At 64.1% G+C, this 12,660-nt stretch carries 12 protein-coding genes; 8 read left to right on the top strand and 4 right to left on the bottom strand.

What is annotated here, in order from left to right; genetic code table 11:
* Positions 1–2 precede the first annotated feature (2 nt).
* Both NP503_RS16420 and NP503_RS16415 read left to right on the top strand, forming a co-directional pair.
* Positions 3–950, top strand: coding sequence for an ABC transporter permease (locus NP503_RS16420; protein ID WP_127270023.1), 948 nt, complete (start codon positions 3–5; stop codon positions 948–950).
* 126 nt (positions 951–1,076) lie between these two features.
* A complete protein-coding gene (locus NP503_RS16415; protein WP_127270021.1) occupies positions 1,077–3,149 on the top strand; it encodes a 3-hydroxyacyl-CoA dehydrogenase NAD-binding domain-containing protein in 2,073 nt (690 codons plus the stop codon).
* Positions 3,150–3,496: 347 nt separating this feature from the next.
* Here the strand turns inward: NP503_RS16415 and NP503_RS16410 are convergent, their stop codons facing one another.
* Positions 3,497–4,303, bottom strand: a complete 807-nt coding sequence (locus NP503_RS16410; protein WP_127270019.1) for a LuxR C-terminal-related transcriptional regulator — start codon at positions 4,301–4,303, stop codon at positions 3,497–3,499.
* A 114-nt stretch (positions 4,304–4,417) separates the two neighbouring features.
* On the opposite strand from NP503_RS16410, the gene NP503_RS16405 reads away from it, so the two are divergent.
* From NP503_RS16405 to NP503_RS16380, 6 genes are all read left to right on the top strand, one after another.
* The gene (locus NP503_RS16405; protein ID WP_127270017.1) at positions 4,418–5,554 is read left to right on the top strand and encodes an ABC transporter ATP-binding protein; all 1,137 of its coding nucleotides are present in this window, start codon (positions 4,418–4,420) and stop codon (positions 5,552–5,554) included.
* Positions 5,535–6,698, top strand: a complete 1,164-nt coding sequence (locus NP503_RS16400; protein WP_127266979.1) for a PotD/PotF family extracellular solute-binding protein — start codon at positions 5,535–5,537, stop codon at positions 6,696–6,698. Before NP503_RS16405 ends, NP503_RS16400 begins: the two co-directional genes overlap by 20 nt.
* A 64-nt stretch (positions 6,699–6,762) precedes the next feature.
* A complete protein-coding gene (locus NP503_RS16395) occupies positions 6,763–7,626 on the top strand; it encodes an ABC transporter permease (RefSeq protein WP_127266978.1) in 864 nt (287 codons plus the stop codon).
* Positions 7,626–8,438, top strand: a complete 813-nt coding sequence (locus tag NP503_RS16390; RefSeq protein WP_127266977.1) for an ABC transporter permease — start codon at positions 7,626–7,628, stop codon at positions 8,436–8,438. The genes NP503_RS16395 and NP503_RS16390 overlap by 1 nt, the downstream gene beginning before the upstream one ends.
* 10 nt (positions 8,439–8,448) lie before the next feature.
* On the top strand, positions 8,449–9,210 hold the full coding sequence (locus NP503_RS16385; protein WP_127266976.1) for an SDR family NAD(P)-dependent oxidoreductase: 762 nt from the start codon (positions 8,449–8,451) through the stop codon (positions 9,208–9,210).
* 298 nt (positions 9,211–9,508) lie between these two features.
* The gene (locus NP503_RS16380) at positions 9,509–10,273 is read left to right on the top strand and encodes a hypothetical protein (RefSeq protein WP_127266975.1); all 765 of its coding nucleotides are present in this window, start codon (positions 9,509–9,511) and stop codon (positions 10,271–10,273) included.
* A gap of 145 nt (positions 10,274–10,418) precedes the next feature.
* On the opposite strand, the gene NP503_RS16375 is transcribed toward NP503_RS16380, so the two are convergent.
* Genes NP503_RS16375 through NP503_RS16365 form a run of 3 tightly spaced genes read right to left on the bottom strand, consistent with a single transcriptional unit; the run spans position 10,419 to position 12,657 of the window.
* Positions 10,419–11,927 carry an aldehyde dehydrogenase gene (locus NP503_RS16375; protein ID WP_127266974.1) on the bottom strand — a complete coding sequence of 503 codons (1,509 nt, stop codon included), beginning with the start codon at positions 11,925–11,927 and terminating at the stop codon, positions 10,419–10,421.
* Between the two features lie 20 nt (positions 11,928–11,947).
* Positions 11,948–12,292: a cupin domain-containing protein gene (locus NP503_RS16370; protein WP_013528939.1), complete on the bottom strand. Its 345-nt coding sequence runs from the start codon at positions 12,290–12,292 to the stop codon at positions 11,948–11,950.
* A gap of 23 nt (positions 12,293–12,315) precedes the next feature.
* The gene (locus NP503_RS16365) at positions 12,316–12,657 is read right to left on the bottom strand and encodes a cupin domain-containing protein (protein ID WP_127266973.1); all 342 of its coding nucleotides are present in this window, start codon (positions 12,655–12,657) and stop codon (positions 12,316–12,318) included.
* Positions 12,658–12,660 lie beyond the last annotated feature (3 nt).

Raw genomic sequence — 12,660 nt, 5'->3', positions numbered from 1 at the left:
CGATGACATCGGTGAAATCGCTGCTCGCCAAACCCTGGATCTGGTCGTTCATTGGCGCGCTTCTGGTGTGGCTGGCGACGATCGCCTTCACCGGCGGTTATGGCGCCGGCGGCATGGTGACGGCGGCCCTGTCGCTGGCGGTGTTCACCGTCATTGTCGGCGTCGGCCAGATGTTCGTCATCACACTCGGCCCGGGCAATGTCGACCTGTCGCTGCCGGCCAATATCGGCCTTGCCAGCGCCGTCGCGATGAAAGTGATGGACGGCAATGATTCCATGATCGTGGTCGGGCTGCTGGCGGCGCTTGCCTGCGGGGCGGCGATCGGCGCCGCCAACTATCTGCTGATCTGGGCGCTGCGCATCCCGCCGATCATCGCCACGCTGTCGGCCAGCTTCATCATCCAGTCGATCGACATCAGCTACGGACGCGGCTTGCAGATCAAGCCGCCGCCGGGCTTCGCCGATTTCGCCAACCGGCAGATACTCGGCATTCCGGTGCTGGCCATCCTCACCGTGCTGTTCACCATCGGTGCGGCCATCGCCCTGCAGCGCATGATCTATGGCCGCTCGGTGCTGGCGATCGGCCAGAATATCCGCGCCGCCTGGCTCGCCGGCGTCAATGTCGGCCGCATCCGTTTCCTCACCTACACGCTGTCTGGTGCGCTCGGCGGCATCGACGGCGCGCTGCTCGCCGGCTATTTCCGTGGCGCCAATGTCGATATCGGCAATGAGTATCTGCTGGCCTCGATCGCGGTCGTCGTCATCGGCGGCACGTCGGTCGCCGGCGGCAAGGCCAATGTGCCCGGGGTCTGGGGCGCGGCGCTGTTCCTGGTGCTGCTTTTGACCATGCTCAACACGTTTGGGGTGAGTGCCGGGGTGCGATTGCTGCTCACGGGGCTGATCATTGTCGGGGTGATCACGGCGGCGGGCGGGCAGAAGGCGCCGCGGTAGGCTCCGCCTTCGTCGTCCCAGGCCTGTAATCATTGTGCCAGGCCGACATCCGGTTCCAATCGGCGTCATAGCGCTGTAAATCCCGTTCGCGCGGCCACGGCCGCTGAATAGCGCTGGGAGGTTTGCGTGTCCGATTTCGTGAAGGTCAGCCGCCACGGCGATGTCGCCGTCGTCACCATCGACAACCCGCCGGTCAACGCGCTGAGCTTCCATGTCCGCGAGCCGCTGATGCAGGCGCTGGTTGAGTTGCGCGACGATGCTTCGGTTGCCGCCATCGTCATTGCATGCGCCGGCCGGACCTTTGTCGCTGGCGCCGACATCACCGAATTCGGCAAGCCGATGCAGCAGCCGGAGCTGCGCGCCATCGTGGCGACGCTGGAAACCATCGCCAAGCCAACGCTAGCCGCCATCCACGGCACCGCCCTCGGCGGCGGGCTGGAGCTGGCGCTCGGCTGCCATTTCCGTATCGCCGACGTCGGCGCCAAGCTCGGCCTGCCGGAAGTCAAGCTCGGCCTGTTGCCGGGCGGTGGCGGCACGGTACGGCTGCCGCGCCTTGTCGGCGCGACGAAGGCGCTCAGGATGATCGTCTCCGGTACGCCGATCGGCGCGACCGAGGCGCATGAAGCCGGCCTCGTCGACGCTGTCTTCGATGGCGATCTGGCCACGCATGCCGTGAACTTCGCTGGGGAAATCGCCCGCAAGGGTGGCCCCTTCACGCCGGTGCGTGATCGCAATCAGGGACTCAAGGAGACCGACCTGGCGGCTTTCGACGCCGAGGCTGCGGATCTTGCCAGGAAAGCGCGCGGGCTCGAGGCGCCGATCGCCTGCGCGCAGTCGGTGCGCAATGCCGTCACGCTGCCCTTCGATGCGGCGCTGGCGGCGGAACGTGCGTTGTTCGTGAAACTGGTCGGCAGCGACCAGTCGCGGGCGCAGCGGCATTTGTTCTTCGCCGAACGTGAGGCGGCAAAGGTTTCGGGAAAAGACATCGTCAAACGCAGGATTGCCCGCGTCGGCGTCATCGGCGCCGGCACGATGGGCGGCGGCATCGCCATGGCCTTCGCCAATGGCGGCTATCCCGTGACTTTGCTGGAAACCAGCCATGAGGCATTGCAGCGCGGCTTGGCGACGATCGACAGAAACTACTCGGTGTCCGTCACGCGCGGTTCGCTAAGCGAAGTCGCCAAGCGCGAGCGGCTCGCCCAGTTCAAGGGCTCCACCGATTATGCCGATCTCGCCGATTGCGACCTGATCGTAGAGGCGGTGTTCGAGGACATGGCGGTCAAGAAGGAGGTGTTCGGCAAGCTCGAAGCGGTGGCCAAACCGGGCGCGATCCTCGCCACCAACACCTCCTATCTCGACATCAACGAAATCGCCGCCTCGACCTCGCGGCCGCAGGACGTGCTCGGCCTGCATTTCTTCTCGCCGGCCAATGTCATGAAGCTCCTGGAGATCGTGCGCGCCGACAAGACCGCGCCCGATGCGCTGGCGACCGTCGTCGACCTGGCGCGGCGGATCGGCAAGGTGGCCGTTGTCGTCGGCGTCTGCCACGGCTTCGTCGGCAACCGCATGCTGGCCGCGCGCGGCTCGGAATCGGAAGCGCTTCTTCTGGAAGGCGCGACGCCCAGCCAGATCGACCAGGTCTTCACCGATTTCGGCTGGCCGATGGGGCCTTTCCAGATGGGCGATCTCGCCGGTCTCGACATTGGCTGGCGCAACCGCAAGGCGCGTGGCCTGTCGGCCGTGATCGCCGACACGCTGTGCGAACAGGGGCGTTTCGGCCAGAAGACCGGCCGGGGTTTTTACCTTTACGAGGCTGGCGCGCGTACACCAGTGCCGGATCCCGAGGTTGAAGCGCTGATCCGCGACAAGGCCGCGGAGAAGGGCATCGTGCCGCGCGCGATCAGTGCGGAGGAAATCATCGAGCGCACGCTTTACCCCCTGGTCAACGAGGGCGCCAAGATCCTTGAGGAAGGCATAGCGGCCCGTGCGTCCGACATCGATGTCGTCTGGGTCAATGGCTACGGCTTTCCCATCGGCAAGGGCGGGCCGATGTTCTGGGCTGGCCTCGAAGGCCCGGCCAGGATCATCGAGCGGCTCGAGTACTGGCATCAACGGACAGGCAAGGACGTGTTCAAGCCGGCGCCCCTGCTGAAGCGGATGGTCGAGACCGGGTCGTGGAACGGCGACGCGATAGCCTGATCAATCGTCATGGGCAATCCACCCAATTGTCGAGGTCTGCGCTGCCCCTCATCGCCCTGCCGGGCGTTCGTTGTTCGAAAAGCCAAGCAGTTGGCTTTTCGTCCGCTGCGCGGACCACGCCTCGACTCCCCGTATAGTGACGGGGAGAAGGGGCTCGCGATAACCTCGTCGCCTGTCTTGCAACGTTGGACATTGGCGAAACCGGTAATTACTGCGCCCCTCTCCCCGTCCCTATACGGGGAGAGGATGCCGGCAGGCAGGTGAGGGGCAGCGCCGGCGTTCGCAAAAAAGTGACGCGAATTCGAAATCCGAAGCGATTGCCCAGGTAAGCGGCGGGGGCGAAGTAGCTACCTTATCCGCGCGTCGATGATCTCGACGAAACGTGCGAACAGGCCAGCCTGCGACTTGATCTTGAGCTTGCGGTAGATGTTGCGGCGATGGACCTTCACGGTTCCCGGCACGATGCGCATGGCCCTGGCGATCGATTCCGTCGAATGCCCCTGCAGCACAAGGTCGACGACATGTTTTTCGCGCGGCGTCAGCGACAGGCTCTGCCAGATGTGGGCGCGGTCGAACTCGTTGACCGGAGTGGTTGTCTCGTCCTGCTGCGCCTCTGCCGGTTCGTCGGCCGGAAGGGCGGGCCAGCGCAGCCTGGCGAAGCTGATCACCGCCGGCGCCATGTCGCGCAGCAATCTGGCATCGGCGGTGCCGAACGGGCCTGAAGCGCGCAGCCGCATCAGTGAGAGCACCAGCGCATCCTTGCCCGGTAACGGCACGAAGAAGCCGACCTCCTCGGCCAGCCTGGTCTGGCTGTAGTAGGAGCGGAAATACTCGCTGGCATAGAAGCGGTCCGGCGCCAGTTCGCGCATGCGCCAGAACCCTTCCTTGCGCTCGACCGCCGCGTGATGGAACGGGTCGAGCAGATAGGGTCCCTCCTGGTAGAGCGCGACGAAGACGTGGCTTTCGGCCGGCGAGAAGGTTTCGAACAGCAGCGGCGGGCGCGCCGCGCCGCGATAGCCGAACACCACGCAGTGGTCGAAGCTGACATGGAGCCGCAGCCAATCGACCAGCGCATTGCCGAACAGGTCGCCACTGGTCTCCCGCGTCGCCGCGACGAGCGTGGCGAGCTGGCTGTATTCGTCGCTGCGGGACAATCTATACCCCCTTAAACGAGAAAATAGATCAGATATACCACCTGAGAGGTATATACTAGCCGCCATTGGCTCTGGTAGCGTCCCGATATTGCCCTGTTGCTGGAGCCATCAGCCTTGACCGCAGTGCCGGACATCGAGTTTCGCGGCGTCACCAAGCGCTATGGCGCGGTGACCGCGGTCAGCGGCATCGATCTCGCTGTCCCGCCCTCCGCCTTTGTCGCGTTGCTCGGGCCGTCCGGCTGCGGCAAGACCACCTGCCTGCGCATGATCGGCGGCTTCGAGCAGCCGAGCGAAGGCCGGGTGTTCATTCGCGGCCAGGACATGGCCGGCACGCCGCCCTACCGGCGGCCGGTCAACATGGTGTTCCAGCAATACGCGCTGTTTCCGCATCTCGATGTCGAGGACAATGTCGCCTACGGGCTGCGCCAGGCGCGGCCAAGGCTGTCTTCGCGCGAGATCGCCTCAAGAGCGGGCGAGGCGCTCGAAATGGTGCGGCTCGCCGGCTATGGCCGCCGCAAGATCCACGAACTGTCGGGCGGCCAGCAGCAGCGTGTGGCGCTGGCACGAGCCCTGGTCAACAAGCCGGCGGTGCTCTTGCTCGACGAGCCGCTGGCTGCGCTCGACAAGAAGCTGCGCACCGACATGCAGATCGAGCTGCAGAACCTGCAGCGCGAGATCGGCATCACCTTCGTGCTGGTCACGCACGACCAGGAGGAAGCGCTGTCGATGAGCGATTTCGTCTGCGTCATGAACGGCGGCCGCATCGTCCAGCTCGGGCAGCCGAGCGAGATCTATGACGAACCGGCCGATTTGTTCGTCGCCGATTTCGTCGGCAAGACCAACCTCTTGAGCGGTACCGTCGCCGGACATTCGGGCGATCTGGTGGAGGTGGCGCTTGCCGACGGCACCGTCATTGCAGCGCGCAAGCGCACCGCCCTGCAGCAAGGTGAGGCCGTTTCGGTCAGCCTTCGTCCTGAATCGCTCAGCCTTGGCGCTCAGACGGGCGGCCCTTTCAAGGGCATCGTCCGCAACCGAATTTTCCTCGGCTCGACAGCGGAATACGCGATCGAGGTCCAGGGCATCGGAACGCTGCTGGCCAAGGCCGATCACCTGATCGGCCACGGCAATCTCTTCAAGCCGGGTGAACCCGTCGCCATCGGCTTTGCCTCCGGAACGCCGCTGGCGTTTGCGGAGACCAAGAACAACGGGGCCAACCAGAGGGTAGATAAACATGTCGAAATCATATCGTGACGGACTGCCGATAAGTTCCGAGAAATTCGTCGACCAGTTGATGCGCCTCAAGCGCGGCTCGATCGGCCGCCGCGACTTCCTCGGCCTTACCGGCCTTGGCATTGCCACGGCGGTGATGGCGCGCGAGATCGGCATCATGCCGACACCGGCCTTCGCCGCGGAAAGCCTTGGCGACCGCATGTCGATCGCCACCTGGCCGAACTATCATGATCCGGCGACCTTCGAGAACTTCAAGAAGGACACCGGCGTCGCCGTCGAGGTCAATGTGTTCGGCTCCAATGAGGAGATGCTGGCCAAGCTGCAGGCCGGAGCCTCGGGCTGGAGCCTGTTCGTGCCGACCAACTACACGATTTCCACCTACAAGAAACTCGGCATCATCGAGCCGCTGGAGATGGCGAAGCTGCCGAATTTCGACGGCTCGCAGCAAGATCCCCGCTTCACTGGGGAAGGCACGATCGATGCGGTGACCTATGCGGTGCCGAAGAACTGGGGCACCACCGGCTTTGCCGTCAACACGAAGAAGCTGACCAAGCCGATGACCACCTGGAAGGAGTTCTGGGATACCGCCATGGCCGAAGGCGACAGCCGCACCATGGTGCACGACTACCAGCTGACCACGATCGGCAATGCGCTGAAATATTACGGCTATTCGTTCAACTCGTTGAAGCAAGACGAGCTCGCCAAGGCGGAGGAACTGCTGCTCAAGGTCAAGCCGCATCTGTTCGCGGTCTCCTCCGACTACCAGCCGGGCATGCGCGCCGGCGACGCCTGGATGACGATGTGCTGGACGAACGATGGCGCGCAGTTGCATCGCGACATTCCCGAGATCGCCTATGTGCTGGGCAAGGAAGGCGGCGAGATCTGGACCGATTTCTACGCCATTCCGAAAGATGCGCCGAACAAGCCGGCCGGCTACGCCCTGCTCAACTACCTGATGAACCCGCAGGTGGCGGTGAAGGAGCATCTGGCCAATGGTGCGCCGTCGACCGATGCGCGGGTCAACAAGCTGCTGCCCAAGGAAGTGCTCGACAATCCGATCCTCTATCCGGCGGCCGACCTGTTGACGCCGCTGGAATTCGGCGCGGCGGCAACGCTGACAGATCCCGGCCGCGCAGAGCTGATGGCGCGCTTCAAGTCGGCCTGAGGGGCGGTCTGGCGCGGACAATTGACCGGCGGGCATATGTCCGCCGGTATCGGGGCGGTTTTCAATGCGCGGCAATAGATTTCGTCACAACCTCACGACCGCCATGCTGCTCGGTCCGGCGACCGCGTGGCTGGTGGTGTTTCTGGTGCTGCCATTCATTGCCATCGCGGTGTTCAGCGTCGGCGAACGGGCGCCGGAAGGCGGCTATCAAGCGGCTTTCACCTTCGCGCAATATGCCAATCTTCCGGCGCGGGCGGCTGCCTTCTGGAACACGATGGTGCTGGCGCCGATAGGGGCGCTCGCCTGTCTGCTCGTCGCTTATCCCGTTGCTTATTATCTTGCTCTGCGCGCACCGCAGCGCTGGCGGCTGATCCTGCTGGCGCTAGTCGTCATTCCGTTCTGGACCAGCCTTTTGATGCGGACCTATGCCTGGATGTATATCCTGGGCGGGCGCGGCATCCCGGCTCTGCTGTCCTATATCGGTTTCGAGGATATCAGGCTGATCAACACGCCGGGCGCGGTGCTGCTCGGCATCGTCTATGGCTACCTGCCGCTGATGATCCTGCCGATCTATGTCAGCCTTGAGCGGCTCGACCGCCGGCTGCTGGAAGCCTCCGCCGATCTCGGCGCGACGCCGCTCTCGACCTTCCTCGGCGTGACCCTGAAACTGTCGCTGCCGGGCGTGATGACCGGCTTCTCGCTGGTCATGATCCTGCTGCTGGGCGAATATCTGATCCCGACGCTGCTTGGCGGCGGCAAGGTGTTCTTTATCGGCAATGCGCTGGTCGACCTGTTCCTGCAATCGCGCAACTGGCCGTTCGGTTCGGCCATCGCGATCACGCTGGTGCTGGTTTCGGTGGTGGTGCTGATTGCCGCCAATCGCATTTCGACCCGGGTTTCGGGCGCCCGCCGGGTGGATTTGATCTGATGCGCGCCTTCGTCATTGTGGTGTTCGCCTTCCTCTATCTGCCGATCGCACTGGTCGTGCTGTTCTCCTTCAACGCCGGCCACCATGCCAGCGAGTTCACCGGCTTTTCGGTGCAATGGTACGGCAAGGCGCTGGCGAACCCGTTCCTGGTCGAAGCGCTGAAGAACAGCCTGTTCATCGCCACCACCAGCGCCTTGCTGGCGGCGTTGTGCGGCACTGCGGCGGCACTCGGCCTGGCGCGCGTCGGCATCAGAACACGCGCGGTCTTCGATGCGCTTCTGGGCGCCGCGATCGTCGTTCCGGGCGTCGTCATCGGCATTTCGACACTGGTCGCGCTCGTCCAGCTGTTCACGGTCGTCAATCCGTTCCTCGCCTCGATCTGGCCCGACGACCAGCCGCCGCGCCTGGCGCTCGGCTACGGCTCGATCATCGCGGCGCACGGCCTGTTCTCCATGGCGCTGGTGACGATGATCGTCGGCACGCGTCTCGGCAGCCTCGACCGCAATCTGGTCGAGGCGTCGAGCGATCTCTACGCCACGCCATTGACGACGTTCCGCTCGATCGTGCTGCCGCAGATCATGCCGGCCGTCGTTGCCGGTTTCCTGCTCGCCTTCACCTTCTCCTTCGACGATTTCATTGTGGCCTTCTTCGTCGCCGGGGCGCAGACGACGCTGCCGATCTATGTCTTCGCGTCGATCCGGCGCGGCGTGACGCCGGAGATCAACGCCATCGCGACGATCGTGCTCGTCGCTTCCGTGCTGCTTGTGGTGCTTGCCCAATGGCAATTGCGCCAGCGCAAGCCGTCGAACTGAAAGTCGCATCATGATCCTCAAAGACCGCATCGCCGTCGTGACCGGCGCCGGCTCCGGCATCGGGCGCGCCGGCGCCATGATCATGGGCAGGGAAGGCGCGGTGGTCGTCATCGCCGACAGGGATCAGGCCGCCGGCGAAGCAACGGCTTCGGACATAAGGGCAGTGGGCGGGCAGGCCGAGGCGATCGCCACTGACGTCGCGGACGATGGGGCGCTGGAAAAGCTCATTGCCGGCACGATCGAGAGGCACAGGCGCATCGACATCCTGCACAATCACGCCGGCATCCAGGTCGGCGGAACGCTGACCGAGGTCGAGGTCGGCGGCATGGACGCGTCATGGCGGGTCAATGTGCGGGCGCAGTTCCTGGCGGCCAGGATGGTCATGCCGTCGATGGTCGCACGAGGCGGTGGTGTCATCCTCAATACCGCCTCCAATTCGGGCGTGTTCTACGACCGCGAGATGATCGCTTACGCCACTTCCAAACACGCGGTAGTGGCAATGACGCGGCAGATGTCGCTCGACTATGCCCGGCACAATGTCCGCGTCAACGCGCTCTGCCCGGGCTGGGTCGACACGCCGTTCAACGAACCGTTCATCGCCCAGATGGGCGGACGCGAGGCGATCGAAACCTATGTCCGCACCAAGATTCCGATGGGACGCTGGGCCAGCGCCGATGAGATCGCGGAAGCGATCCTGTTCCTCGTCTCCGACCGCTCATCCTTCATGACCGGCCAGGCGCTGGTAATCGACGGCGGTGAAAGTATCGGCTGAGACTTGTGCTTTCTTTATCAATTGCCCTGTTTCAAAGCCTTTCCGATATACCACGTCACGACTTTCACCCATGCCGCTGGATTCCGGCAGGACTATAGTCCTGCCGGCATGGGACTTCAGTGCCATCGCCGTTCAAGAGCGCTGATTCGTGTTTAATATCAGATGGTTATGCTTCGGGCTGATCGGCAGATCGCGTATTGAGACAGCATTTGTCTAAAGTTTACTCTGTACAATTAGCGATTTCTCATAGGACGGTCACTAGCGGTCGGGCCAGGTGACGATTCCCGAGGAGATTACCATGACAAACCGGAAAACTCTGTTCGCGGCGCTTGCCGCATTGGCGCTTCTGGCGTCTCCGGCGCTCGCCGGAGCCGGCGGCAACGGGCACGGCGGCGGCAATGGCGGTGGCAACGGCAACGGCGGGGGCAATGCCGGCGGTAACGGCGGCAATAGCAATGGCAAGAGCGGCGGTTCGCACGGCAAGTCTTCGTCGGCTCGGGGGCAGGTGGCAAAGGCCAAAACGGACGACACCACGGTCGACAAGACCACAAAGGTCTCGTCGGTTCCCAAGGAGAAGAACATCCACGCCAAGCTCGGTCGGCTGAACTCGCTTCAGCGCAACATCAACGCCTATATGAACTCGAAGAGCAAGAAGTTCGCTGCCATCCAGGCCTTCGTGACGCAGTCCGCCAAAGCCAAGGTTGCTCAGGCCGCCGCTGAAGCGGCCCAGGAGAAGCTGGATGCGCTGAATTCTCAGTTGACCGCGCTGACGTCGCTGACGCCCGAGCAGATTGCGGCCATGACGCCCGAAGATCAGGCGGCCTTGCCTGGGAGGATAACGGATCTGGAGGCCGAAATCACTGCCCAGGAGGCAGAGGTCACCGCCGCCAATGAGGCGGCTGCCGCGGCAGAGGTCGGCACCGATGATGCATCGCTCGACGCGGCACTGGCGGATATGGCCAACAAGCCGGTCGACGCTGCGGTCACGTCCTGGGCTCAGGGCGTCCTTGCCGACAAGATCGACCAGACGGCCGCCGCGATGGAAGCAGAAACGACGCCGTAACGACTTGCCGTTGAAACGGCAGTAGCCAATCGAAGAAAGATGCCGCCGGGTTTCGCCCGGCGGCATCGCTTTTTCCCGGCCATGGACTGGCTATCCCAGGATAGCCACCGAGCTGGCTATCCGGAGCTGGCGAGGTTCGAAACACTCAGACGTGCTTGCGGCCACCGGTCTCGCGGAACCAGCTGTCGGGGTACGGATACCACCATTCCTGGATTGCAGGCTTGTGGTCGATGATCACCATTTTGGAGCGGCGGAAGGCGTCGAGCCCCTGGCGTCCGAGCTCGCGGCCGAGGCCCGAGGCCTTCCAGCCGCCGAAGGGCAGGGCATCATTGTCGATCAGCGGGTTGTTGACCCAGACCATTCCGGCTTCGAGCCGTTCAGCCGCCTCGTGGGCTTCGGCCAGATCGGTGGTGAAGACAGAGGCGCCGAGCCCGAACGGGCTGTCATTGGCAAGCCGGATCGCCTCGTCGAAATCCCTGACCCGGCAGATGGCGGCGACCGGTCCAAAGCATTCTTCGCGCACGATTGCCATGTCCGGGGTGACGCCGGTCAGGATCGTCGGCTCGTAGAACCAGCCCGTGTTGTGTGCCGGAGGGATGCGTCCGCCGGTGACCGCCTCGGCGCCGTGGGCGATGGCATCGTCGACCAGCCGCATGACCTTGGTGCGAGCGGCCTCGCTGACCAGCGGGCCGATCTCGGTCTTGTCCATGCCGTTGCCGATGCGCAGCGCCCGGGTCCTTTCGGCGAACAGCGCGACGAAGCGGTCATGAACGGCATCGACGACGAAGAAACGCTCGGCGGAGGTGCAGACCTGGCCGGTGAGATGGAAGGCCGCGGTGACGCTGCCGGCCGCCGCGATCTCAAGCGGGGCATGCTCGCTTATGATCAGCGGATCGCTGCCGCCGGCCTCGATGACGCAAGGTTTCATGCGTTCGGCGCAGGCCACCGCCACCGCCTTGCCGGCGGCGACCGAGCCGGTGAAGGCAACCGCATGGGTGCGTTCGGAGGCGATCAGCGCCTGCGCCGTGGCCGCTCCACCAGGCAGGCAGGAGACCAGCCCTTCCGGCAGCGAGCGGAACACGGTCATGTAGTCCAGCGTCGACAGCGTCGTCGCCTCGGCCGGCTTGATGACGCAGGCATTGCCGGCGGCGAGCGATGCGGCGACCGTCCAGCACATCAGCAGGATCGGGAAGTTGTAGGGCATGATGTGGACGGATACGCCATAGGGCTCGTAGCGCGCATACTGGAACGAACCGGCCTGCGTCGTGCCGGCGATCTTGCCGGCATCGTCGCGCGCCATCTCGGCGTAGTAGCGGAAGATCGGCGCGCAGTTGGCGATCTCGCCGATCGCTTCGGGGTAGGGCTTGCCCATCTCGCGCACCATCAGCTCGGCGCAGCGGGTGAAGTTGGCCACCTCGATGGCGTTGGCGACGGCATGCAGGTGCTTGGCGCGGCTCTTGGCGTCGAGCTTTTTCCAGGCGGCCTGCGCCCTGGTCGCGGTGGTGAGCACGGCATCGATCTCGCTATCGCTGGCTGCAGCGATGGCGCCGACTGTTTCGATCGTCGCCGGATCGATCACCGGCTTTGCCGTGCCTGCCATCGGCTGGTAGTCCGGGTTGACGAAGAAGGTCGGCCGGTCAGGGGAGAAATCCATGGACATCCTCTCGGATCCGCTCAGCGGATCATGTAGACCTTCTTGATCGTCTCATGGACGGTGCAGACGCCCTTCCAGTCCTGCGGGAAGAAAGCTGCGGTGTCCGGTTCGATCTCGATGACCTCGCCGGATTCGTGGACGTAGGTGCAGCGTCCTTCGAGGAAGTGGCAGAACTCGTCGCGGGTGACATGGCAGTGCCATTTGCCTGGTGTGCAGACCCAAAGCCCGCATTCGGAGCGGCCTTCCGGCCCCTTGTACAGCAGCTTGCCCGAGGTGTGGGATTGCCCCTCGATCATGGTCGGGATGACGCCCCAGTCGACGAGGTCGGTAATGGTGAGCGGGGATTTCATGATGGGTGTGGTCATGTCGATTTCCTTGAAAAGAGTGCTCAGCGGCACATGAAGGCCTTGGTCAGCGTTTGCCTGATGATGGAGATGCCGGTCCAGCCGGCGGGGAAGAACACCAGCGTGCCGGCCTCGACCGGGATCTCTTCGCCGTCGTCATGGACATAGCTGCCACGGCCTGAGAGGAAATGGCAGAACTCGTCGGCGCCAAAGGTGACCTTGCGCGTACCCGGCGTGCATGACCACAGGCCGCATTCGCTCGATCCGTCCGGGTTCCGGGACAGGACCCTGCCCGAGGCGCGCGGCGAACCGGCGAGCGTGTTGCTGCCCGCGCCCCAGTCCTCCAGTTCCACGCTCGAGGCCTTCGGCCAGTACGGTGTCGGCATGTC

The sequence above is a fragment of the Mesorhizobium sp. SEMIA396 genome, assembly GCF_024518615.1.
Lineage (GTDB): Bacteria > Pseudomonadota > Alphaproteobacteria > Rhizobiales > Rhizobiaceae > Mesorhizobium.
Note: the sequence above shows the minus strand (reverse complement) of the source record. Positions and strands in the feature narration are given on the sequence as shown.

Coding starts and splice junctions, on each gene's coding strand:
- NP503_RS16385 (WP_127266976.1), top strand. CDS start 8,449: ATGATCCTCAAAGACCGCATCGCCGTCGTGACCGGCGCCGGCTCCGGC.
- NP503_RS16365 (WP_127266973.1), bottom strand. CDS start 12,657: ATGCCGACACCGTACTGGCCGAAGGCCTCGAGCGTGGAACTGGAGGAC.
- NP503_RS16370 (WP_013528939.1), bottom strand. CDS start 12,292: ATGACCACACCCATCATGAAATCCCCGCTCACCATTACCGACCTCGTC.
- NP503_RS16375 (WP_127266974.1), bottom strand. CDS start 11,927: ATGGATTTCTCCCCTGACCGGCCGACCTTCTTCGTCAACCCGGACTAC.
- NP503_RS16390 (WP_127266977.1), top strand. CDS start 7,626: ATGCGCGCCTTCGTCATTGTGGTGTTCGCCTTCCTCTATCTGCCGATC.
- NP503_RS16395 (WP_127266978.1), top strand. CDS start 6,763: ATGCGCGGCAATAGATTTCGTCACAACCTCACGACCGCCATGCTGCTC.
- NP503_RS16400 (WP_127266979.1), top strand. CDS start 5,535: ATGTCGAAATCATATCGTGACGGACTGCCGATAAGTTCCGAGAAATTC.
- NP503_RS16420 (WP_127270023.1), top strand. CDS start 3: ATGACATCGGTGAAATCGCTGCTCGCCAAACCCTGGATCTGGTCGTTC.
- NP503_RS16380 (WP_127266975.1), top strand. CDS start 9,509: ATGACAAACCGGAAAACTCTGTTCGCGGCGCTTGCCGCATTGGCGCTT.